The sequence below is a fragment of the Pseudomonas sp. MWU13-2862 genome (genome assembly GCF_023242495.1).
In the GTDB taxonomy this organism is placed as follows: domain Bacteria; phylum Pseudomonadota; class Gammaproteobacteria; order Pseudomonadales; family Pseudomonadaceae; genus Aquipseudomonas; species Aquipseudomonas gingeri_D.
This window is the reverse complement of the sequence record NZ_JALMEZ010000009.1, coordinates 191,993-211,934: the sequence shown is the minus strand read 5'-3', so window position 1 is coordinate 211,934 and position 19,942 is coordinate 191,993. Positions and strand designations below refer to the sequence as shown.

The window sequence follows — 19,942 nt, the reverse complement described above, 5'->3', positions numbered from 1 at the left end:
TTTCAGCATCCTCGTCCGTGGCACCTCCCTAGACTGGAGCGTGTCTCGGATCAGGACCTCGACCATGCTCAAGAATCGTTTGAAAGACCCCAGCCTTTTGGCAGAACTCGCTTATATCGATGGGCAGTGGGTCGGCGCTGACAACGCCGCGACCCTGGACGTCATCGACCCGGCCAGCGGTCAGTTGCTCGCCCGCGTGCCGGCGATGCAAGGTACGGAAACCCGTCGCGCCATCGAGGCGGCGGAACGGGCCTGGCCGGTCTGGCGCGCACGCCCGGCGGCCGAGCGTGCGGCGCTGCTGGAGTGTTGGTATCAGGCCATGATCGACAATCTCGATGACCTGGCACTGATCATGACCTGCGAGCAGGGCAAACCCTTGAACGAAGCCAAGGGCGAAATTCGCTACGGCGCCGGTTTCGTCAAATGGTTCGCCGAGGAAGCCCGACGGGTCTACGGCGAAACCATGCCGGCCCCCAGCGGCGATCGCCGGCTGCTGACCCTCAAGCAACCCGTGGGTGTTTGCGCCGCGATCACCCCGTGGAACTTCCCCAACGCGATGATCACCCGCAAATGCGCACCCGCGCTGGCGGCGGGTTGCCCGATCATCGTCAAACCCTCGGACCTGACACCGCTGTCGGCCCTGGCCCTGGCGGTGCTGGCCGAGCGGGTCGGGATTCCGGCCGGGGTATTCAATGTGCTGACCGGCATGCCCGCGGGGATCGGCGAAGAACTGACCGCCAACCCGACTGTGCGGAAGATTTCCTTCACCGGCTCCACGGCCGTGGGCCGATTGCTGATGCGCCAGAGCGCCGAACACATCAAACGCCTGAGCCTGGAGCTGGGCGGCAATGCACCGTTCGTTGTGTTCGATGACGCTGACCTGGAGCAGGCAGTGGCCGGCATCATGCTCAGCAAGTTTCGCAACGCCGGCCAGACCTGCGTCTGTGCCAATCGCATTCTGGTGCAGGACGGCATTTACGAGCGATTTGCCCAGCGGCTGGTGGAGGAGGTGGGCAAGCTCAAGGTCGGCAACGGCCTGGAGGCCGACGTCACTATCGGACCGCTGATCAATGCGGCCGCCGTGAGCAAAGTTGCCCGACATATCGATGATGCCTTGAGCCAGGGCGCGCGTTTGCTCTGCGGCGCCATTCCCGAGGGCGACAGTCAGTTTGTCCAGCCCACCGTACTCGGCGAAGCCCACGCCGGCATGCTGCTGGCCAACGAAGAAACCTTCGGTCCGGTGGCGCCGCTGATGCGTTTTACCTCCGAGGCCGAAGCCCTCGCGCTGGCCAATGCCACGCCTTACGGCCTGGGCGCCTATTATTTTACCCAGGACCTGCGTCGCTCCTGGCGTTTCGGCGAGGCGCTGGAGTTCGGCATGGTCGGTCTCAATACCGGGATCATTTCCATGGAAGTCGCCCCGTTCGGCGGTATCAAACAGTCGGGCCTGGGCCGTGAAGGCAGCAAGTACGGCCTCGACGAATACCTGGAAGTCAAAGCCTTCCACATGGGCGGGCTGTAACCCGACCGACGATGGCACAGACATTTTGCGAGGCAGATTGATGAGCAAGACATTCAGAATCGCCGCGATTGCCGGCGATGGCATCGGCAAGGAAGTCCTGCCGGAAGGGGTGCGTGTGCTGGAGCAGGCCGCGAAGAAATGGCAGCTGGACTTGAGCATCGAAGTACTCGACTGGGCCCACTGCGATTATTATCTGGAGCACGGGCAGATGATGCCCGACGACTGGTTCGAACAGCTCAAGGGCTTTGACGCGATCTATTTCGGTGCCGTGGGTTGGCCGGACAAGGTGCCGGACCATATTTCCCTGTGGGGCTCGCTGCTCAAGTTCCGTCGCGACTTCGACCAGTACGTGAATATCCGTCCGGTGCGCCTGTTCCCCGGAGTGCCGTGCCCCCTGGCTGGGCGCAAGCCGGGGGACATCGATTTTGTGGTGATCCGCGAGAACACCGAGGGTGAGTACTCCTCGGTCGGCGGCAAGATGTTCGAAGGCACCGAGCATGAGTTCGTGTTGCAGGAGTCGGTGTTCACCCGGCGCGGTGTGGACCGGATTCTCAAATTCGCCTTCGACCTGGCCCAGACCCGGCCGCGCAAGCGCCTGACGGCAGCGACCAAGTCCAACGGGATTTCCATCAGCATGCCGTATTGGGACGAGCGCACCGCATTGATGGCGGCGAAGTACCCGCAGATCACTTGGGACAAGCAGCACATCGACATTCTGTGCGCACGTTTTGTCCTGCAACCGGACCGTTTTGATGTGGTGGTGGCGTCGAACCTGTTCGGCGACATTCTTTCCGATCTCGGCCCGGCCTGCGCCGGGACCATCGGTATCGCGCCGTCGGCCAACCTCGATCCCGAGCGGCGCTTTCCGTCGCTGTTCGAGCCGGTGCACGGCTCGGCGCCGGACATCTATGGGCAGAATATCGCCAACCCGATTGCGATGATCTGGTCCGGTGCGCTGATGCTCGACTTCCTGGGTAACGGTGACGCGCGCTATCGCGCGGCGCATGACGGGATTGTGCAGGCGATCGAACATGTGATCGCCGACGGGCCGATCACACCGGACCTGGGTGGAAAGGGCTCGACACAGGAAGTGGGCAGAGCGATTGCCGAGCGACTTTGACCCACGCCACGATCCACTGTGGGGGAGCAAGCTCGCTTCCACAGTGGATGCTCGCTGTATTCAATAACCCCGGGTACGATCGATCTCACCGACCATCGGCTCTGCACGTTGGTGTCGCCGAATATTCTCCAGCAACACCTCGAACGCACTTTCCGGTTGGGTCATGGCCGCGATATGTGGGGTCAGCAGAATCTTCGGGTGGTGCCAGAACGGATGATCCGCCGGTGCCGGTTCTTGCTGCAGCACGTCGATGACCGCGCCGCTGAGTTGCCCGCTGTCCAGGGCCGCCAGCAGATCACCTTCCACCAGATGCCCACCACGGCCCATGTTGATCAGCGCCGCGCCCTGGGGCAACTGTTCGAATAGTTTGCCATCGAGAATGCCCTCGGTCTGTTCGGTCAGCGGCAGTACGCACAGCAAAATGTCGCACTGGTTCAGGAACGCCGGCAGCTGTTCGTTGCCGGCATAGCATTCCACACCCTCAACCTGATGGGCACTGCGGGCCCATCCCGATAACGCAAACCCCAGGGGCTGCAACGTTGCCAGAATCTGCCGGGCCTGGGTCCCGAGACCCATGACCCCGATCCGACGCCTGTGGGCCGGTTGCAGCACGTGCGCCTGCCAGCAGCGAGCCGTTTGTTGCTGGCGATAACGGAGCATGTCCCGGTGCAGGCTCAGCACGGCGAAACTGGCGTATTCGCACATGCCCCGGGTGATGCCCGGATCCAGCAGGCGCACCAGCGGCAAACTGACGGGCAAGCGACCGAGGTCCAGTTGATCGACTCCGGCGGACAGGGCGAACAGCACTTTGAGATTGGGCAGCAAGGCCTCGAGGTCGTCGGGCGCCTGCCAGGCGGCCAGGTACTCGATGTCCGCGGGGTCGCCGATGTCCGGCCAGGCGCGCCATTCGATATCCGGGGCATGTTCGGCAAACAGCGCTTTCCACTGTTCGCCGCGTACGGGGTCAGCTTTATACAGCAGGGCCATGGGCATTTCCTGAACGGCTGAAGGTGTTCTCCATCATCGCGCAATGCCGGCGCAGGATCTGTTGAAAGCGCCGGGTCAAACGGGTCGCGCGACGTTCTATTGGCGATGCTCCGGCAGATTCGGCGTGCTGAAGGAATCTGCCGTTTGGCAGGGTGAAAACAGTCGATCCGAATTTCTCAGGGGCCAAGTTCGGCGTAGATCGTTTCGCGCAACGCTTAACCTGAACAGCATCGCAACCATCTCCCGGTTGCCGGACTCACGATGGGAAATGCCATGAATAGCCAAGTCGACAAAACCCCTCATTTGCTCCGTCAGCGCGATCAATTCGTGCCACGTGGCCTGGTTACCGCTCACCCCTTGGTGATCGATCGCGCCCTGGGTGCCGAATTGTGGGATGTGGACGGCAAGCGCTACCTGGACTTCGTCGGCGGTATCGGTGTGCTGAATATCGGTCACAATCATCCCAAGGTGGTCGCGGCCGTGCAGGCACAATTGCAAAAGGTCTCCCACGCCTGTTTCCAGGTGGTTGCCTATCAGCCTTATCTCGATCTGGCCCAACGCCTGTGCGAAATGATCGGTGGCCAGGAGGCGTACAAAGCCGCGTTCTTCACCTCGGGTGCCGAAGCCGTGGAAAACGCGATCAAGATCGCCCGTGCCCACACCAACCGTTCGGCTGTTATCGCTTTTCGCGGGGGTTTCCACGGTCGCACCTTGCTCGGCACTACACTGACCGGCATGAGCCAGCCTTACAAGCAGAACTTCGGACCGTTCGCGCCGGAGGTGTTCCATACCCCGTACCCGAATGCCTACCGCGGTGTCAGCAGCGATATGGCGCTCAAGGCACTCGACGAGTTGTTGGCCACTCAGGTGGCAGCGGAACGGGTCGCGGCCATCATCATCGAGCCCGTGCAGGGGGACGGCGGATTCCTCTCGGCACCGGTGGAGTTTCTTCAGGCGCTGCGTGCCCTGACTGAAAAGCACGGCATCGTGTTGATCCTCGATGAAATCCAGACCGGTTTCGGCCGTACCGGCAAATGGTTCGGTTTCCAGCATGCCGGGATCCAGCCGGATCTGGTGACGGTCGCCAAGAGCCTGGCGGGTGGCTTGCCGCTATCGGGTGTGGTCGGCAAGGCGGCGATCATGGACGCCCCGTTGCCAGGCGGCCTGGGTGGCACCTACGGCGGCAACGCCTTGTCCTGCGCCGCGGCCCTGGCGGTGATCGACGCCTTTGAGCAAGAACAGTTGCTGGCCCGTGGCGAAGCACTGGGCGAGCGTTTGCGCCAGGGGCTGTTGCGTTTGCAGGCGCGTCACTGGCAAATCGGTGATGTGCGCGGCAGCGGTTTTATGCTGGCGCTCGAGCTGATCAAGGGTGACGAAGCGCGTACTCCGGACGCTGACTTGAACCAGCGGTTGATTGATGAGGCCCGGAGCGGCGGTTTGCTGGTCATAAAATGTGGTGTCTACCGCAACGTTCTGCGCTTCCTCGCCCCGTTGGTGACCACGCCAGAACAGGTCGACGAAGCGCTGCAGATTCTGGAAGGCGCATTGGCACGGGTCTTGAACTGAGCTCGTGGCTGCTCGGAGCGGTGCCGCCAGGCATCGCTCGTGAGCGTTTATGGGGCACGGATGGATGAAATGTATCACCGGAGGCTTTGCACACCATGGGGCTGACTGACTATCGGACGCTGCTCATTGATTGCGACGAGGTTCTGGTGGATCGGGATTCGGGTGTCTGGACGGCATTGCAACCGTTGCTCGACAGCCGAGGCGGTCATCCGAACAAGGAACAGGTGCTGGCCGAATACGCCGAGGTCGTGCGCACGCTCTATCCTCGGTTCGGTGAGCTAGGCTTTAGTGGCTTGCTGTGTTTTGTTCATCGCCAGCTGGCAGAGCGCTGGGGGCTGAAAGCCAGTTGGGAGGAGGGGATGAGCTTTGCCCGTTCGGTCGCCAACTGGTCACTGTTCGAAGACGCCCCCGGGGCGATGTTGTACCTGCGCAAGTTCTATCGCTTGCTGGTACGGGGTGACCGGGACACTGAGGACCGGGGGCTGCTCTGTGAGCGGTTGGGGATCATGCCCGATGATTTTATTTCATTGGCGGACGATCCTTTGCTCGATCCCGAATGGTTGAAGGTCAACGAGCTTGAAAGGGCGCACATTCTGCAGGTCACTCGACCATCGGCCAGTCTGCTGGCGACCACTGACGTGTGCCTGATCTGTCGTGGCCGGGCAAAACAAACGTCGCCCTGCGCGGCCAATTACTGCATCAACAGCATGGCGGATCTGGTGACGCAGCATCAGCTGTCTTTACGGCGCTGATTTTGCTAGAAGATTGTCTTACAAACGGCAGTCAAGAGGTAGGCAATGGAAGGTTTAGTAAAACTGGACCGGATCGACATCAGCATCTTGGTTGAGCTGCAAAAAGATGGGCGCATGACCAACGTGAGCCTGGCCGATGCGGTGGGGTTGTCGGCCAGCCCCTGCCTGCAACGGGTCAAGCGGCTGGAGTCGGCCGGGTACATTTCCAGCTACAAGGCGCACCTGAACCTGGCGAAGATCACCGATTCGGTCACGGTCTTCACCGAAGTCACCCTGAGCGACCACAAGCGCGAAGACTTTGCCAAATTCGAGTCCAATATCCGGCTGGTGGACGAAGTGCTCGAATGCCATTTGATCAGCGGTGGCTATGATTACCTGGTGCGTTTCATGACCCGCAGTATCCAGCATTACCAGGAGGTGATCGAAAGCCTGCTGGACAAGAACATCGGCATCTCCAAGTACTTCAGCTACATCGTCATCAAGTCTCCCGTGCTCAAGGACGGTGTGCCGCTGCGCAAATTGTTGCGTCACTGAACCGGAGTTTGCTTCCCATTTCCGTAGAGATCCGGTCCGCTCTACTGGAATCCAGTCGAGGGGTACAGTCAGGCGCTGCGACGACCAGGAACACCCTGCGATTGTACAGTGCCCCCGTTCCCTCGGTCAGTCGACCGTAGGAAGAACAAACCTTTCATTGAACGTAAGATTGACTCCCACAAGCGCTCCACCGATTTGCTGAAGTCGGCCTCCCTCTGCGAGGGAACCCAGATCAAGACTGTGGAAACCGATCTCCTCGATAAGGTCGCTTACCGTTTTTTTTGCGACGCAATCGTCCCCGGACACAAAGAACACGGTCTTACGCTTGGACGACGAAAAGTCCGAGATCCAAGACATTGGAAGAGTGTTGAATGCCTTGACGACCCTCGCCCCCGGAGTGAGATCGGCGACGATCTCGCTCGACGTCCGACCGCTAGTGTCGCCTAGCATCAAAGGCTCGATACTGGCAACGCGGTTGGTTGTATCCACGAGAATCCGGTTCTTCCAGTCGCCGACTGGAAACAATGCCGACTGCACATCCCACCATTTAACGGCAAGCACGACGAGATCCTGCTCCGCAGCCTCTTTTGCCGTTCCGGCTGCAGCGCCGGAACCCAATTCCGTCACAAGGGCAGCGAGCGACTCAGGCCCGCGCGAGTTACTGAGTACAACCTGATGACCTGCCGATAGAGCGTGTCTGGCGATCGTTTGGGCGACAGGCCCGGCGCCGATAAAACCGATTTTCATTTGGCGTTTCCTTACTGATATGAGGTTGATCATTCATGGCCTGTCGGCGCGATCCGGCGCCTGCGCTCGAAGTACACATCATGCTGCTCATATTGCTTGCTAAAAGCAAGTGATATGCTGGAATTTACTTGCCTCATGCAAGCAATGTAAGATCCGGACATGAAAACGACCTGTAAAGAAGACATTCGGTCCCATTGCGCAGTGAACTACGGTGTGGAGATTTTCGGCGACCGATGGTCGCTCTTGATCATTCGCGACATCGTTTTTGTGGGCAAGAAGACATATGGCGAGTTCCGGAAATCGGAAGAGGGAATTGCGACCAATGTCCTGGCTTCCCGCCTCGCCTTTCTTGAGGAGCAAGGCATTCTCTCGAGGGCGCCCAGCCCCGACGACGGGCGCAAGGACTTCTACACGCTGACCGAGAAGGGCCTGGACCTCATCCCGATCGTGCTTAACATCGTCCTTTGGAGCGCGAAACACGATTCGAAGTCGTATGTGCGGCACCGCAAGGAGTTCATTGCTCGGTTGAGCCAAAGCCCACGGGAGGTGGGCGAAGAGGTGAAGGCGCTGGTCCGCAATGGGGGATGTATCTTCCCTGGGAGTACGGAATGAGAGGCTCGTTGTAGCGGCCCTTTGTTTACCAGGCAGGATCGCATCGGAATGTGCGATCCCGACTCGTCAGTCGAACTTGACCAAGTCCTTGAAAATCAAGTGACCCCAGCTATTTCCGCGGGCCTGCACAAGCAATCCACCTTCCGAAAGGCCGCCCAGTTGGATCGGCGAGAAACCGAGCTGTTGCGCAAGCGCACCGATCTTCTCGGCGGCGCCGTCATCGTCGCTCGCCAGGAACACGACTCTCCTGCCACCCTGTACGGCCGGATCCTGGCCAAGGACGGCAGCGCCCAAATGGTTGAAGCCCCTGACCAGTCCTGCACCCGTGAAGGCCTGCGCGACGACCCTGGAAGAAGGCTGGCCTCCCAGTTCCTCAGGGGACACGCCGTAGGCATTGGTCACATCGATGATGGTCTTGCCCTTCCAATTGGGCAGCGCCTTCGCGACATCCGGGTGCGACTCAAAACGGACGGCCAAAAAGACGATGTCCGCCTTGACCGCTTCCGCCAGTGTTTTGGGAATGATCTGCGGTCCGATCGCGGCCGCGGCGGATGCAAAGCTTTTCGGGTCGCGGGTGCTTGCAACGGATACTTCGATGCCGCTGCGGGCAAACGCCTTGGCCAGGGCCTGGCCGATATTGCCGAAGCCGATAATTGCGTAACTCATATATTCTCCTTGGATTTACCACGCCCGACGGCGCTTCGAATAGTCGAATGACGTGCCGGGCCTGGCGCGTCAGAGTTGGGCCAGGCCGCCGTCGACGGCGACCTCGCTGGCGGTCATGAAGCTGCTGTCCGACGAGGCGAGAAAGGCGGCCGCCGCTCCGATCTCTGCTGGATCGGCCATGCGCAGAAGCGGCGTCATCGAGGCGAAAACCTTCATACCTTCCTCGCCCAACGCTTCCTTCGCGAGATCGGTCGCAGTCGCCCCGGGCGACAGCACGTTTACCCGGATACCGGTGCCCTTCAGATCCTCCGCCCAGGACCGCGCGAGGTTGCGCACTGCCGCCTTGCTCGCGCTGTAGGCGCTCATTGCCGGAGCGCCCGTGGTGCCGGCGCTCGATCCGGTCAGGATGATCGAGCCGCCCTGGCCCATCAGCGGCAGCGCCTTCTGGACCGTGAAGATCGTACCCTTCACATTGGTGTCGAAGGTTTCGTCAATGTGCTTGGCGGTGATCTCGCCGAGCCGAAGCTGGCCTCCCGCCCCGGCATTGGCGAAGACGATGTCGAGGGTTCCGCGCTCGGCCTTCACCGCGGCGTAGAGTCGGTCGAGGTCAGCCTCATCCGAGACCGAGCCCTTCACCGCCCGGGCATTGGGCCCGAGCTCAGCCACGGCGGCGTCGAGCGCTTCCTGCCGGCGGCCGAAGATGAAGACGAAGGCTCCTTCCTCGATGAAGCGCTTTGCAGCGGCGAGGCCGATGCCGGTAGCGCCGCCGGTGATTACCGCGGTCTTTCCATTCAGTCTGGTCATGACGTGCATCCTTCCTAAGCATTGTGTATGCAAGCAGGGAACCGCTTGCTTGAGGCCAAGGATGCAGTTCTGATAACCTAAGGACAAGTATGCACTTTTAGGTAAGTACCCAGAAAAATGACGACACCCTCTGAAATCTGCGACACCGGCTGTGGGCTCAATGCCACGCTGCGTATCATCTCGGGCAAGTGGAAACCGCTGGTCCTGTTTTTCCTGCGCGGCGGCCCGAAGCGCTACGGCGAGCTCAAGCGCTTGACCCAAGGCGTCAGCGACAAGGTGCTGATCCAGCAATTGAAGGATCTGGAAGCCGATCGGGTCATAACGAGGACCGACTACAAGGAGGTGCCGCCGCGCGTGGACTACTCACTGACCCCGCTCGGTCGCAGTCTGGCTGATGCGATCGTCCCGCTGTGTACCTGGGGAACCGAGAACGCGGCGCAAATGGCAAGCATCTTCGCCAAGCGCGACACTTTGCCCTAGCAGGGTGCCGAAGAACCGCTGAGTCGGACGCCCCGTCGCCTTCGTGGAAGGCAGGACGGTAGCGGGCGTCAATTATGTGGGGAATTCGTCCGGAACAAGCTCCACCAGATCCGTACTCCCGACATCGACACCTGCCTGCGACAGCAAGGTGGTCACTTGCCCACGATGATGGGTCTGGTGGTTGAAAAAATGCATGACCAGGCCATAGAAGTTTTTGTCAGCCGGTACGCCTTTCATGCTTTTGTAGTGGAGCGGATGCTCCAGGTCCGACTCTGTCAGCGAGCCCGACCACTCGACAATGATTTGATCGAGCCATGCCCGATGCACCGCAAGCTCCTGGAAACCGGGAAACAGCAACTGGTCGAGGCGCTCGGGCGTGGGCAGTTGTCGAATCGGCTCCAGGGCCAGGTATTGCGCCGGGTGCCGGGCGAATCGCTGTAGCCAGACCCTGTCCCCGGCCGCCAGATGGTTCAACGTCCCGAGAATCGAGCCGAAAAAGGCTTTCCTGTCGGCGCCCAGCTCTTCTTCGGGTAAAGTCTTGGCCGACGCATAGACCTTGGCGTTCATGCACTGGTTGTAGTCCGCCATCAGGCAGATATGTCTGGTACGGCTCACTGCGCTCATCCTTTGATCATTTGACAAGCGCCCCGCACTCATCGCCCGGCCCAGTCTAATACCATCCCCTTCTTGAAGCCCACCCAGAATGGCATATGCTGTGAGCATCAAGCCGTGCTGACCGTGGCCTGCGGCTCCAACACACGCCCAGAGCGAATCGCTGCACTATTCTCGACATGGAAGGGAGAACGCAGGTGGGTCAGCTGAGAGAGGTCGTCTATTTTGCCCCATACCGAAGCTGGACGTTTAAAGCTGTTGCGCGCTCTGGAGGTGCTCGACACCGAGGCAGAGCCGGTTTTTGATCGCCTGACCCGGTTGCTGTCCGCCACGCTCGGGATGCCCATTGCGCTGATTTCGCTGATCGACAGCGACCGCCAGTGGTTCAAGTCCAGGGTCGGGTTGGACATCCGGCAGACACCCAGGGATATTTCCTTCTGCACCATTGCCATCGAGCAAGAGCATACGATGGTGGTCCAGGATGCGCTGAATGATCCGCGGTTTTCATCCAATCCGCTGGTCACCAGCGCTCCACATATTCGTTTCTATGCGGGCGCGCCGATCCGCTCCATCGAGGGCTATGCGCTGGGTACGCTCTGCGCGATAGATATCAAGGCCCGGGTTTTCACCGATGAGGCGCAGCAGATCCTGGAGGACTTTGCCGGGCTGGTCAGCCGGGAATTCCAGATGCGCGAGGCGGCGTTGCTGTCCCGTTCCCATATCACCCACTCCGCGGCGGCCTTTGCGGCCAGTGAAGCGCGCCTGAAAACCGCCTTTGCCCTGGCGCCCACGGGCATTGCGGCGGTCGCGGGCAACGGGAGCTTCCTCAGCCTCAACAGTGCGTTCTGTTCCATCGTCGGTTACGACGCGGACGAACTCATGACCCTGAGCTTCCAGGACATCACTCACCCCGACGACCTGGACAGTGACTTGAATCTGTTGCGCCAGTTGAACCGTGGCGAAATCGATCGTTATCAGCTTGAGAAAAGGTACCGGCACAAGGACGGCTCCTCGGTCTGGGTCGACCTGCATGTGGCCAAGCTGCTGTCGGTGGACGGTGACCTGGAGTACTACATCGCAACGGTCCAGAACATCCAGCGCCGCAAGGAAACCGAGGCGTCCCTGCAGGCGCTGCGGCACGGGCTGGAGCAGCGTGTCGAGGAACGTACCGCGGAGTTGCAGCGGGCCAATGAAATGCTCTCCCATACGATGCTGCAACGGCTGCAGGCCGATCGCGAGCTCAGGCAGCGTGAGGCGGAGCTGTCGGCGGTGCTGGAGCACGCCAGCGATGCCTACGTGAGTATCGATGAGGCCGGCGCCATAAGGGCCTGGAACCGCATGGCCGAGACGACCTTCGGCTGGTCCCGTGATGAAGCGCTGGGCCAGTCACTGGAAAAACTGGTCATCCCCACGGCCATGCGCGAGGCTCGTCTGACGGCGTGGCGGCAGTATCTGGCTACCGGTGATGATGAAGCGCTGCGCCAACGCCTGGAGATATCGGCGTTGCGGCGTGACGGCACGGTCTTTCCCGTCGAGGTGCGGATCAGTCCGGTCGCAATCGATGGGCACCGGTTTTTCAGTGTTTTCCTGCACGACATTACCGAACGCAAGGCCATGGCCGAGCGCCGTGAGAAAGAGGCGTTGACCGATACCCTGACCGGATTGCCAAATCGCCGCTCCTTGCTCGAATACCTGCCCAACGCAATGGCCAGGGCACGCCGGACCGGCGTTCCCCTGGGGGTGCTGTTTCTTGACCTGGATGGTTTCAAGGCGGTGAACGATACCTTTGGCCATGAAATCGGCGACCTGTTGCTGCAGATCGTGGCCGAGAAGCTGAAGACCTGCCTGCGGGAGACGGATGCGGTGTTCCGGCTGGCGGGCGATGAATTTACCGCCGTGGTGGAGGGCCAGTTCGGCGGCACCCAGGACACGGAGCATTTGGCGCAAAAACTGATCCAACTGATCAATGAGCCGGTGCTGATCGGGGCGGCCACCGTGCAGGTGGGGGTGAGTATCGGGATTGCGGTGTACCGACGCGATGATCCGAGATCCGCGACACAGCTGTTGCGCGAGGCGGACAGCCGAATGTACGAAGCGAAGCAGGCGGGCAAGGGCCGCTTTGCCTCGCAGCAGCGCTGAGAGGTGCTGCCGCGAGGCCATATCGGCCATGTGTCGCGGGGGAGTGCAATTCGTCGGATGGCGCGGCAGGATGGGTGCCTGTCTGTGACAGGCATCACAGTCCCTTGAGCGATCTGCTCGCGCAGAGTCTTGCGTTTGAAAAAAACGGTCTATGCTGGACCCGTCAAGCACTACCCGGACCGATCTCAAGGATGAACAGCATGATTCCAGAAGCAGAGCTCTGCCAGATCATTGAATCCGGCTTTCTTCCGCTGTCCTGCACCTGCACGGTGAATGCCAGCGGTGCCTTGATGATCAAGATCTTCGATCCGATTTCGGGTCGCGTGGATCTGCAGCTCAATGGCGTATCCACCAGCGGCTTCACCAGCATCCGTTCGATTGCCAATTTCATCGGCGAATTGCGCACCGAGATGAAGGCCGGGCGCAGGGCTTTTGCCGGTGGCATGAACTAGGTTCGTACCCACCACCGGCTGTCAAACGCGTCACCCGCCGTTCACGCCAGCCTTCTGCCGAAGGCTGTTGCTAGTCCTGCACCCCGAATTCCGCCAGGGCATCGAGCAACGCCCCGCGAAAATAGCTGAGTGATGCCCGGTCGAAGAGGATATGCAAGGTCGCGACCTCGGCTACCTGGGGATTGATCACGATGACGTTGATCCGCGCCGCCGAGGTCTGCGCCACCGACCCCGGCCCGAAGGCCTGCGGACGCAGGTCGACCCCGCAGATCTTTGCCATCACCTCGGGCACCCGTTCGCCACTCAGTTGCAGCCAGGCATGGCTGTCCTGGCGTGGTAGCAAGTAGTTGGCCTGATGGTCGAGTTCCCAGCGGGCTTCTTCATCGGCGATTCGCAAGCCATGGTCCCGGGGACTGCCCAGCAGCAGGTACTCGCTGGCCGACAGGCTGATGACCTGGCTGCCATCTTCCTGGGTGACGCTACGGTTGGGTCGATCCGGCAGGCTGAAACCGCTGGCCTGTAGCGCCTGGGCGCTGTCGCGGCCGCGAAAGCCGACCCGCGGCAGGTCGGTCAAATCGCTCAGTGTGTGGCTTGGCAAGGCAGTCACGATGGGGTCATGCGTGGCGAAAATGGACATGAGTCAAAGCCCCTGACGCAGGTTTTCGGGATCGAAGAAAGGCAGTTTCACCACGGTGGCCATGACCACGATCGCGCCTTCGACGCGGATCGGAATCTGTTGCCCCGGCTCGCTCTGGCGTGCCCCGGCATAGGCCAGGCCGATGATTCGGCCAAGGCTTGCGGAATACTCGCAGGAGGTGACGTTGCCGCTGATGTCCGCACCGTCGAGCACCAGATGGCCCTCCAGCGGTTGCGGGCTGCCCTTGGGCAGGGTGAAACCCACCAGTTTGCGCTTGAGCGGCTGGGCTTCGAGGATGTCCAGCGAGCGCCGACCGACGAAGAACGGTTTGCTGCGACTGACCGCCCAGCCCATGTCGATCTCCGCCGGATGGGTCATGCCGTCGGTGTCCTGGCTGATGATCACGTGGCCTTTTTCCAGGCGCAGCAGACGCTGGGTCTCGACGCCGAAGGGCCGGATGTCGTGGGCCTGGCCGGCACTGACCAGGGCATCCCAGAGCGCCAGGCCATGGCGGGCCGGCACGTGGATTTCATAGCCCAGCTCGCCGACGAAACCGACCCGCAGCAACCGTGCCTTGATCCCCGCGACCGTGCCCTGGCGCACCGCCAGGTACGGGAAACCGTCGGCGCTCAGGTCGAGGTCCGGGCAGAGCTGTTCCAGGACCTTGCGCGAATCGGGTCCGGCCACATTGACCGCGCAAAGGGCGGCGGTGACGTTGGCGATGTCCACGTCCAGGCGCCACTGGGCATTCCACTTGAGCATCTGCTGGTAGATGCGGTCGACGCCGCTGGTGGTGGCGGTGACGTAGAAATGCTCCTCGGCGAAACGCGCGCAGACGCCGTCGTCGATTACCGCGCCCTGTTCGTTGGTCATCAGCGCATAACGCGAGCGGCCCACCGGTTGCTTGAGAAAGGCGAAGGTGTACATCCGGTTCAGCAACTCGGCCGCATCCGGTCCACGGATATCGAGGCCGCCAAGGGTCGAGACGTCGATCAGGCCGACCTTGCTGCGTACGTGGCGGGCTTCTTCCTGCATGCAGCGCTCGCGGTCTTCGGCCTTGCCGTAGAACGCCGGGCGTTGCCAGATGCCGGCGGGCATCATTTTCGCGCCGGCTTCCAAGTGACGGCGGTGCATCGGGGTCTGCCGGTAAGGATCGAAGGCGCGGCCGGCGACGTGGGCCAGCTTTTCCGCGACAAACGGCGGTCGGGCCGTGGTGACGCCGGTTTCGCTGATATTGCGCTGGGTCGAGGCCGCGACCAGGCGTGCGGTGGGCAAGGCCGAATGGCGGCCCTGGGACGGTCCCATGCCCACGGTCGAATAACGTTTGACCAGTTGCACGTCGCGGTAGCCGATTTTGGTCGCGTTGATGATATCGCGCACCTGCAGGTCCTCGTCGAAGTCGACGAAGTCCTTGCCCTTGGGGTGCGGGAAAATCGGCCAGTCGAAATTCACCGGGTTTTCCCGGGCGTAGTTCGCCCGCTCGGCGCCGACGCTCAGCCCCAGGGCCCTGGCCGCGTCGAGCCCTGCATTGGCACCGTCGGCGAGAACGTTGTCCAGGCCATGACGGCCATTGGCGGAACCGGCGACAGCGAGGTTGGCCGGCAGGCCGCTGAGGTTGAATTCGGCCTTCTGGTCGTCGTAGGCCAGCTTGCCGCCGGCCTGGCAAAGCAGCTGGTAAACAGGCATATAGCCGGCGGACATGCACAGCAGGTCGCAGTCCAGGCGCAGGCCGCTGTCGCTGACCTGGCCCTGGCCGCTGATGGTGCGCACCTCCACACCGTTGACGTGGCGCATGCCCTTTTCGTGCAGGGCTTCATAGACCGTGCTACCGGTCAGGTGGGGGATCTTGCGTTGCTCCAGGGCGCGGGACAGGGCCGGGTCGGCGCTATTGCGCAGGTCTACCAGCGCGGCCACCTCGACCCCCTGGTCGTGCAGGTCGAGGGCGGTGTAGTAGCCGTCATCGTTGCCGGTCAACACCACCGCGCGTTTGCCCGGCTTGACCGCGTAGAGCTTCATCAGGCGTTGCGCGGCGCTGCACAGCATGACGCCGGGCAGGTCGTTGTTGCGGAAAATCACCGGCTGGTCGAACGCGCCGCTGCACACCAGGCACTGGCGGGCGCGGACCTTGTACATCCGCTTGCCCTGGATCACCGGCAGGTAATTGTCGGTGAACCAGGCATTACAGGTGGCGTCGCTCAGCACGCGGATATTGGCGTGGCCAAGGACCGCCTCCAGCAGTTCCCGGCGCAGGTGCTCGGCACGGCTGCCGGCGATATCGAAACGCGCGTAAGCGAGGGCGCCGCCGAGCACCGGTTGCTGTTCGATCAACAGCACCTGGGCCCCGCAGTTGGCGGCGGTCAAGGCCGCCTGTAACCCGGCGGGCCCGGCGCCGATCACCGCCAGGTCGGTGAACAGATAGGCCTTGTCGTAGTACTCGGGCTGGAACTTCAGGTCGAGCACGCCCAGGCCGGCTTTCTTGCGAATGATCGGTTCCCAGACTTTCCACATGCCCTTGGGTTTGTAGAACGAGCGGTAATAGAAGCCCACCGGCATGAATTTGGAGAACTTGCCGAGGTAGGCATCGCGGTCGTTATCCAGGGAACCGTTGAAATTCTGCCCCTGGACCTCAAGGCCGGCTTCCAGTGGATAAGCATCGGCCAGCACATTCGGCTCGCGAGGCAACTGCACCAGGCTGTTGGCGTCCTGGCCGGCCATGGTCAGCGGGCCACGGGGGCGGTGGTACTTGAAGGAGCGCGAGAGCAGGAAACGGCCATTGGCGAGCAGGGCGCTGGCGATGCTGTCGCCCTTGAAACCCTGGTAGGCCTTGCCGTCAAAGCTGAAGTCCAGCGGCTGGTCGCGGTCGATCAGCAAACCCATGGGGGCGGGCAGGCGGTTGAAACTGTTCATCCGGCGATCTCCCGGGACTGAGGGGCATTGAAGTCGAGCCGTGAACTGAACAGTTCCCTGGCATCGAAGGTGCGGATGATCTCGTCGCTGACGGTGTGGCGCTCGGCCAGGAACCAGTAGCTGGAAGGCGTGTGCATCCACCACTCGCGGACCACCCCGGCGCGGTTTTCGCTGTTGAAGACATAGTCCGCCCACTCGGCATCGCTGCAGGTGCCCGGGTCCGGCATCGGCTTGAACTCGCCGCCGTAGGTGAACTCACTGATATTGCGCGGCCCGTTGAGCGGGCAATTGATGATTTTCACAGTCCGCTCTCCATTAGTGGCTGGCCGCCGTGGCGCCCATTTCGTTGACTTGCTGGAAGGTGCTGAAACGCTCGAGACCGAAGGGCTTGATCAGCTCCGGCACCCGGCCGCCGCTGGCAACCAGCTCGGCCATGGTCTTGCCGCAGATCGGCGTGGCCTTGAAGCCCCAGGTGCCCCAGCCGGCGTCCAGGTAGTAATTTTCCACCGGCGACAGGCCCATGATCGGGCTGTAGTCCGGGGTCATGTCGGTGATCCCGGCCCACTGGCGCATCAGCTTGGCGTTGGCCAGGAACGGGAACATCTCGATGGCATGGGCCAGCAGGCTTTCCTTCAGGTCCAGGGTCGAACGGCTGTTGAACAGCGGGTAGGGGTCCGAGCCCCCCCCGAACACCACTTCGCCGCGACTGGTCTGCTGCACATAGCAATGCAGCGCCGAGGAGCTCACCAGCGGATCGAGGAAGGGCTTGAACGGCTGGGTCACCATGGCCTGCAAGGGAAAGGTCTGGATCGGCGAACGGATCCCGGCCTTGGCCATCAACAGCGAACTGTGCCCGGCGATGGCCTGGACCACGCAGCCACACTGCAGGGTGCCGCGATTGGTTTTCAGCGCGCGGATCCGGCCGTTCTCGATCACCAGGTCCTGGACCTCGGTGAGCTGATGAATCTCCACCCCGCGCTTGGCCGCTTGCTTGGCGTAGCCCCAGGCCACCGCGTCATGCCGCGCGGTGGCGCCGTCGATATGCCAGAGCCCGGCGATCACCGGCAGATGGCCGGGGTCGAGATTGAGGCTGGGCACCAGCTCGCGAATCTGCTGGCGGTCGATCATTTCCGTGCGGCCGCCGAAGTGCTTGTTGACCTCGGCGCGCTGGCGGAACGAGCGCACCGTCGCATCGGTGTGGGCCAGGGTCAGTTGGCCGCGCTCCGAGTACATGATGTTGAAGTCGAATTCGTTGGAGAGGTTCTGGAACAGCTTCACCGACTCGGCATAGAAGCGCACGCCTTCGCTGGTGAGGTAGTTGGAGCGGATCACCGCGGTATTGCGCGCGGTGTTGCCGCCGCCCAGGTAGGCCTTCTCCAGCACGGCGATATTGTTGATGCCGTGGTAGCGTGACAGGTAGTAGGCGGTGGCCAGGCCATGGCCGCCGGCGCCGATGATCACCACGTCATAGGACGGCTTGAGCTCGCAGGGCGGCGGCAGGTCGACGTCCACCGGGTATTCGGCGCTCAGTCCGTATTTCAATAGATTGAATGGCATACGGCCTCCGATTGGTTGCGTTGCGCCTGGTGTTGCTGGCGGGCGGCTATCACGGTGTTTTTCATCAGGAAGGCGATGGTCATCGGGCCGACGCCGCCGGGGACCGGAGTAATCGCCGAGACCTGGGGCAGGGCGTTGGCGAAATCGACATCGCCGACCAGGCGGCTGCCATTCCCGGTATCAATCCGATTGATCCCCACATCGATCACCACCGCTCCCGGTTTCAGCCAGCTGGCGTCGATCAGGCCGGCGCGGCCGACGGCGGCAATCACGATATCGGCCTGGCGGCACAGCGCCTGGGCATCACGGCTGCGGGAGTGGAGCACGGTGACCGAGCAATCGGCCTTGAGCAGCAAAGCCGCCATGGGTTTGCCGACGATATTCGAGCGGCCGACCACCACCGCATGCTTGCCGCGCAGATCGCCGCAGGTTTGTTCCAGCAGGTGCAGGCAGCCGCTGGGAGTGCAAGGGGCGAGCACGTCGCGGCCCTGGCTCAGGCCGCCGACGTTTTCACTGTGGAAACCGTCCACGTCCTTGCGCGGGTCGATGGCTTCCAGGGCCCGCAGTTCGTCGATCTGCGCCGGCAGCGGGAGTTGCAGGAGGATGCCGTTGATCGAGGGATCGTCGTTGAGGCCCTTGATCAGGTTCAGCAACTGCTCGGTGCTGGTGTCGCCGGGCAGGCGATGCTCCTGGGAGCGAATCCCCACCTCATCGGCGCGCAGGATCTTGTTGCGCACATAGACCTGGCTGGCCGGGTCGCCGCCCACCAGGATCACTGCCAGCGCCGGTTGCACCGCCTGGGCGAGCAGCTCGCCGACTTCACGACGCACCTGTTCCAGGACCCGCGCCGAAGCGGCCTTGCCATCTATCAGTCGGGGTGTGTTCACCGGAAGATCACCGTTCTGTCCTGGTTGAGGAAAACCCGGTGCTCCAGGTGGTACTTGACCGCCTTGGACAGGGCCACGGTTTCGGTGTCGCGACCGGTCGCCACTAGGTCATCGGGGCGGTACACGTGGTCGACCCGTTGTACTTCCTGCTCGATGATCGGACCTTCGTCCAGGTCGCTGGTGACGTAATGGGCGGTGGCGCCAATCAGTTTCACCCCGCGCTGGTAAGCCTGGTGATAGGGCTTGGCACCCTTGAAACCGGGCAGGAACGAATGGTGGATATTGATCGCCCGGCCCGAGAGCTGCCGGCACAGGTCGTCTGAGAGGATCTGCATGTAGCGCGCCAGGACCACCAGGTCGGTGCGGGTGTCGTCGATGATGGTCATCAGCTCGGCTTCCTGGCGGGCCTTGGTGTCCTGGGTCACCGGCAGGTAGATGAAGCGGATGCCTTCGCGCTCGGCCATGGGCCGCAGGTCCAGGTGATTGGAGACGATGGCGGTGATGGTCATGTCCATCTCGCTCTTGTGGTAGCGGTAGAGCAGGTCGGTCAGGCAATGGTCGAACTTGCTGACCATCAGCAGCACGCGCATGGGCTGGCGCGTATCGTGCAGCTCCCAGGCCATGTCGAAGGCCTTGGCCACGTCGGCGAAGCCGGCCTTGAGCGTCTCGATATCGGCGGGCAGGCCGTCGTTGAAGCGGAACACCGCACGCATGAAAAACTTGCCGCTGAACTCGTCGTCGAATTGCGCCATCTCCCCGATGTAGCAACCGTTGTCCGCCAGGTAAGTGGTGACGGCGGCGACGATCCCGGACACCGCCGGACAGCTGATCTTGATGATGAAATGGTTTTTGTCGTGTTGCATGACGCGTCCTCGGGAGGGTGGCGGCAGCTCATCGCAGGGCGATAAAAAACAACGGTGAAGCCAGCTTCATGGATGAAGCGTATTTTCTTATAGGGAAT

20 protein-coding genes are annotated in these 19,942 nt (G+C 61.9%); 9 read left to right on the top strand and 11 right to left on the bottom strand.

What is annotated here, in order from left to right; translation table 11 throughout:
- Positions 1 to 64: 64 nt before the first annotated feature.
- Together M5C56_RS18020 and M5C56_RS18015 are read left to right on the top strand one after the other, a co-directional pair.
- Complete coding sequence (locus M5C56_RS18020) at positions 65 to 1,522, top strand: NAD-dependent succinate-semialdehyde dehydrogenase (protein ID WP_103497423.1); 1,458 nt, start codon at positions 65 to 67, stop codon at positions 1,520 to 1,522.
- A gap of 40 nt (positions 1,523 to 1,562) precedes the next feature.
- Positions 1,563 to 2,642, top strand: a complete 1,080-nt coding sequence (locus M5C56_RS18015) for a tartrate dehydrogenase (RefSeq protein ID WP_103497424.1) — start codon at positions 1,563 to 1,565, stop codon at positions 2,640 to 2,642.
- 60 nt (positions 2,643 to 2,702) lie between these two features.
- Here the strand turns inward: M5C56_RS18015 and M5C56_RS18010 are convergent, their stop codons facing one another.
- Positions 2,703 to 3,629: a glyoxylate/hydroxypyruvate reductase A gene (locus tag M5C56_RS18010; RefSeq protein WP_103497425.1), complete on the bottom strand. Its 927-nt coding sequence runs from the start codon at positions 3,627 to 3,629 to the stop codon at positions 2,703 to 2,705.
- 273 nt (positions 3,630 to 3,902) lie between these two features.
- Here M5C56_RS18010 and gabT point away from each other — a divergent pair, with 273 nt between their 5' ends.
- From gabT to M5C56_RS17995, 3 genes are all read left to right on the top strand, one after another.
- Positions 3,903 to 5,195: a 4-aminobutyrate--2-oxoglutarate transaminase gene (gene gabT / locus M5C56_RS18005; RefSeq protein WP_103497426.1), complete on the top strand. Its 1,293-nt coding sequence runs from the start codon at positions 3,903 to 3,905 to the stop codon at positions 5,193 to 5,195.
- A 95-nt stretch (positions 5,196 to 5,290) separates the two neighbouring features.
- The gene (locus M5C56_RS18000; RefSeq protein WP_103497427.1) at positions 5,291 to 5,947 is read left to right on the top strand and encodes a 2-haloalkanoic acid dehalogenase; all 657 of its coding nucleotides are present in this window, start codon (positions 5,291 to 5,293) and stop codon (positions 5,945 to 5,947) included.
- 45 nt (positions 5,948 to 5,992) lie between these two features.
- On the top strand, positions 5,993 to 6,481 hold the full coding sequence (locus tag M5C56_RS17995) for an Lrp/AsnC family transcriptional regulator (RefSeq protein WP_100943735.1): 489 nt from the start codon (positions 5,993 to 5,995) through the stop codon (positions 6,479 to 6,481).
- A 126-nt stretch (positions 6,482 to 6,607) separates the two neighbouring features.
- Here M5C56_RS17995 and M5C56_RS17990 read toward each other — a convergent pair whose 3' ends face one another.
- Positions 6,608 to 7,228: an NAD(P)-binding domain-containing protein gene (locus tag M5C56_RS17990; RefSeq protein WP_103497428.1), complete on the bottom strand. Its 621-nt coding sequence runs from the start codon at positions 7,226 to 7,228 to the stop codon at positions 6,608 to 6,610.
- A 159-nt stretch (positions 7,229 to 7,387) separates the two neighbouring features.
- Here M5C56_RS17990 and M5C56_RS17985 point away from each other — a divergent pair, with 159 nt between their 5' ends.
- On the top strand, positions 7,388 to 7,840 hold the full coding sequence (locus tag M5C56_RS17985) for a helix-turn-helix domain-containing protein (RefSeq protein ID WP_103497429.1): 453 nt from the start codon (positions 7,388 to 7,390) through the stop codon (positions 7,838 to 7,840).
- A gap of 66 nt (positions 7,841 to 7,906) precedes the next feature.
- Here M5C56_RS17985 and M5C56_RS17980 read toward each other — a convergent pair whose 3' ends face one another.
- Both M5C56_RS17980 and M5C56_RS17975 read right to left on the bottom strand, forming a co-directional pair.
- A complete protein-coding gene (locus M5C56_RS17980; protein WP_103497430.1) occupies positions 7,907 to 8,506 on the bottom strand; it encodes an NADPH-dependent F420 reductase in 600 nt (199 codons plus the stop codon).
- 69 nt (positions 8,507 to 8,575) lie between these two features.
- Positions 8,576 to 9,310, bottom strand: coding sequence for an SDR family oxidoreductase (locus M5C56_RS17975; RefSeq protein WP_103497431.1), 735 nt, complete (start codon positions 9,308 to 9,310; stop codon positions 8,576 to 8,578).
- A 117-nt stretch (positions 9,311 to 9,427) separates the two neighbouring features.
- Between M5C56_RS17975 and M5C56_RS17970 the strand changes: the two genes are divergently transcribed.
- Entirely contained in the window at positions 9,428 to 9,790 is a 363-nt protein-coding gene (locus M5C56_RS17970; protein ID WP_103497432.1) for a helix-turn-helix domain-containing protein, read from the top strand.
- Positions 9,791 to 9,862: 72 nt separating this feature from the next.
- Here the strand turns inward: M5C56_RS17970 and M5C56_RS17965 are convergent, their stop codons facing one another.
- Positions 9,863 to 10,405, bottom strand: coding sequence for a DinB family protein (locus tag M5C56_RS17965; RefSeq protein WP_103497433.1), 543 nt, complete (start codon positions 10,403 to 10,405; stop codon positions 9,863 to 9,865).
- Positions 10,406 to 10,627: 222 nt separating this feature from the next.
- On the opposite strand from M5C56_RS17965, the gene M5C56_RS17960 reads away from it, so the two are divergent.
- A complete protein-coding gene (locus tag M5C56_RS17960; protein ID WP_152739472.1) occupies positions 10,628 to 12,541 on the top strand; it encodes a PAS domain S-box protein in 1,914 nt (637 codons plus the stop codon).
- A gap of 200 nt (positions 12,542 to 12,741) precedes the next feature.
- Entirely contained in the window at positions 12,742 to 12,993 is a 252-nt protein-coding gene (locus M5C56_RS17955) for a DUF1652 domain-containing protein (RefSeq protein ID WP_103497282.1), read from the top strand.
- Positions 12,994 to 13,063: 70 nt separating this feature from the next.
- Here M5C56_RS17955 and M5C56_RS17950 read toward each other — a convergent pair whose 3' ends face one another.
- The 6 genes from M5C56_RS17950 to purU are packed head-to-tail and all read right to left on the bottom strand — an operon-like array spanning position 13,064 to position 19,844.
- Entirely contained in the window at positions 13,064 to 13,630 is a 567-nt protein-coding gene (locus M5C56_RS17950) for a sarcosine oxidase (protein ID WP_103497283.1), read from the bottom strand.
- Positions 13,631 to 13,633: 3 nt separating this feature from the next.
- Positions 13,634 to 16,537, bottom strand: coding sequence for a 2Fe-2S iron-sulfur cluster-binding protein (locus tag M5C56_RS17945; protein ID WP_103497284.1), 2,904 nt, complete (start codon positions 16,535 to 16,537; stop codon positions 13,634 to 13,636).
- Positions 16,534 to 16,839: a sarcosine oxidase subunit delta gene (locus M5C56_RS17940; protein WP_103497285.1), complete on the bottom strand. Its 306-nt coding sequence runs from the start codon at positions 16,837 to 16,839 to the stop codon at positions 16,534 to 16,536. Before M5C56_RS17940 ends, M5C56_RS17945 begins: the two co-directional genes overlap by 4 nt.
- Positions 16,840 to 16,852: 13 nt before the next feature.
- Positions 16,853 to 18,094, bottom strand: coding sequence for an FAD-dependent oxidoreductase (locus tag M5C56_RS17935; protein WP_103497286.1), 1,242 nt, complete (start codon positions 18,092 to 18,094; stop codon positions 16,853 to 16,855).
- The gene (gene folD / locus M5C56_RS17930; protein WP_103497287.1) at positions 18,076 to 18,981 is read right to left on the bottom strand and encodes a bifunctional methylenetetrahydrofolate dehydrogenase/methenyltetrahydrofolate cyclohydrolase FolD; all 906 of its coding nucleotides are present in this window, start codon (positions 18,979 to 18,981) and stop codon (positions 18,076 to 18,078) included. Before folD ends, M5C56_RS17935 begins: the two co-directional genes overlap by 19 nt.
- Positions 18,978 to 19,844 carry a formyltetrahydrofolate deformylase gene (gene purU, locus M5C56_RS17925; RefSeq protein WP_247263225.1) on the bottom strand — a complete coding sequence of 289 codons (867 nt, stop codon included), beginning with the start codon at positions 19,842 to 19,844 and terminating at the stop codon, positions 18,978 to 18,980. Before purU ends, folD begins: the two co-directional genes overlap by 4 nt.
- Between the last annotated feature and the right edge of the window lie 98 nt (positions 19,845 to 19,942).

Bases quoted from the DNA above. Each gene is read 5' to 3' on its own strand.
- purU (WP_247263225.1), bottom strand. From the start codon at position 19,844: ATGCAACACGACAAAAACCATTTCATCATCAAGATCAGCTGTCCGGCG.
- M5C56_RS17945 (WP_103497284.1), bottom strand. From the start codon at position 16,537: ATGAACAGTTTCAACCGCCTGCCCGCCCCCATGGGTTTGCTGATCGAC.
- M5C56_RS17970 (WP_103497432.1), top strand. From the start codon at position 9,428: ATGACGACACCCTCTGAAATCTGCGACACCGGCTGTGGGCTCAATGCC.
- M5C56_RS18020 (WP_103497423.1), top strand. From the start codon at position 65: ATGCTCAAGAATCGTTTGAAAGACCCCAGCCTTTTGGCAGAACTCGCT.
- M5C56_RS17950 (WP_103497283.1), bottom strand. From the start codon at position 13,630: ATGTCCATTTTCGCCACGCATGACCCCATCGTGACTGCCTTGCCAAGC.
- M5C56_RS17990 (WP_103497428.1), bottom strand. From the start codon at position 7,228: ATGAAAATCGGTTTTATCGGCGCCGGGCCTGTCGCCCAAACGATCGCC.
- M5C56_RS17995 (WP_100943735.1), top strand. From the start codon at position 5,993: ATGGAAGGTTTAGTAAAACTGGACCGGATCGACATCAGCATCTTGGTT.
- M5C56_RS17935 (WP_103497286.1), bottom strand. From the start codon at position 18,094: ATGCCATTCAATCTATTGAAATACGGACTGAGCGCCGAATACCCGGTG.
- M5C56_RS17980 (WP_103497430.1), bottom strand. From the start codon at position 8,506: ATGAGTTACGCAATTATCGGCTTCGGCAATATCGGCCAGGCCCTGGCC.
- M5C56_RS17955 (WP_103497282.1), top strand. From the start codon at position 12,742: ATGATTCCAGAAGCAGAGCTCTGCCAGATCATTGAATCCGGCTTTCTT.
- gabT (WP_103497426.1), top strand. From the start codon at position 3,903: ATGAATAGCCAAGTCGACAAAACCCCTCATTTGCTCCGTCAGCGCGAT.
- M5C56_RS18015 (WP_103497424.1), top strand. From the start codon at position 1,563: ATGAGCAAGACATTCAGAATCGCCGCGATTGCCGGCGATGGCATCGGC.
- M5C56_RS17985 (WP_103497429.1), top strand. From the start codon at position 7,388: ATGAAAACGACCTGTAAAGAAGACATTCGGTCCCATTGCGCAGTGAAC.
- M5C56_RS17975 (WP_103497431.1), bottom strand. From the start codon at position 9,310: ATGACCAGACTGAATGGAAAGACCGCGGTAATCACCGGCGGCGCTACC.
- M5C56_RS18010 (WP_103497425.1), bottom strand. From the start codon at position 3,629: ATGGCCCTGCTGTATAAAGCTGACCCCGTACGCGGCGAACAGTGGAAA.
- M5C56_RS18000 (WP_103497427.1), top strand. From the start codon at position 5,291: ATGGGGCTGACTGACTATCGGACGCTGCTCATTGATTGCGACGAGGTT.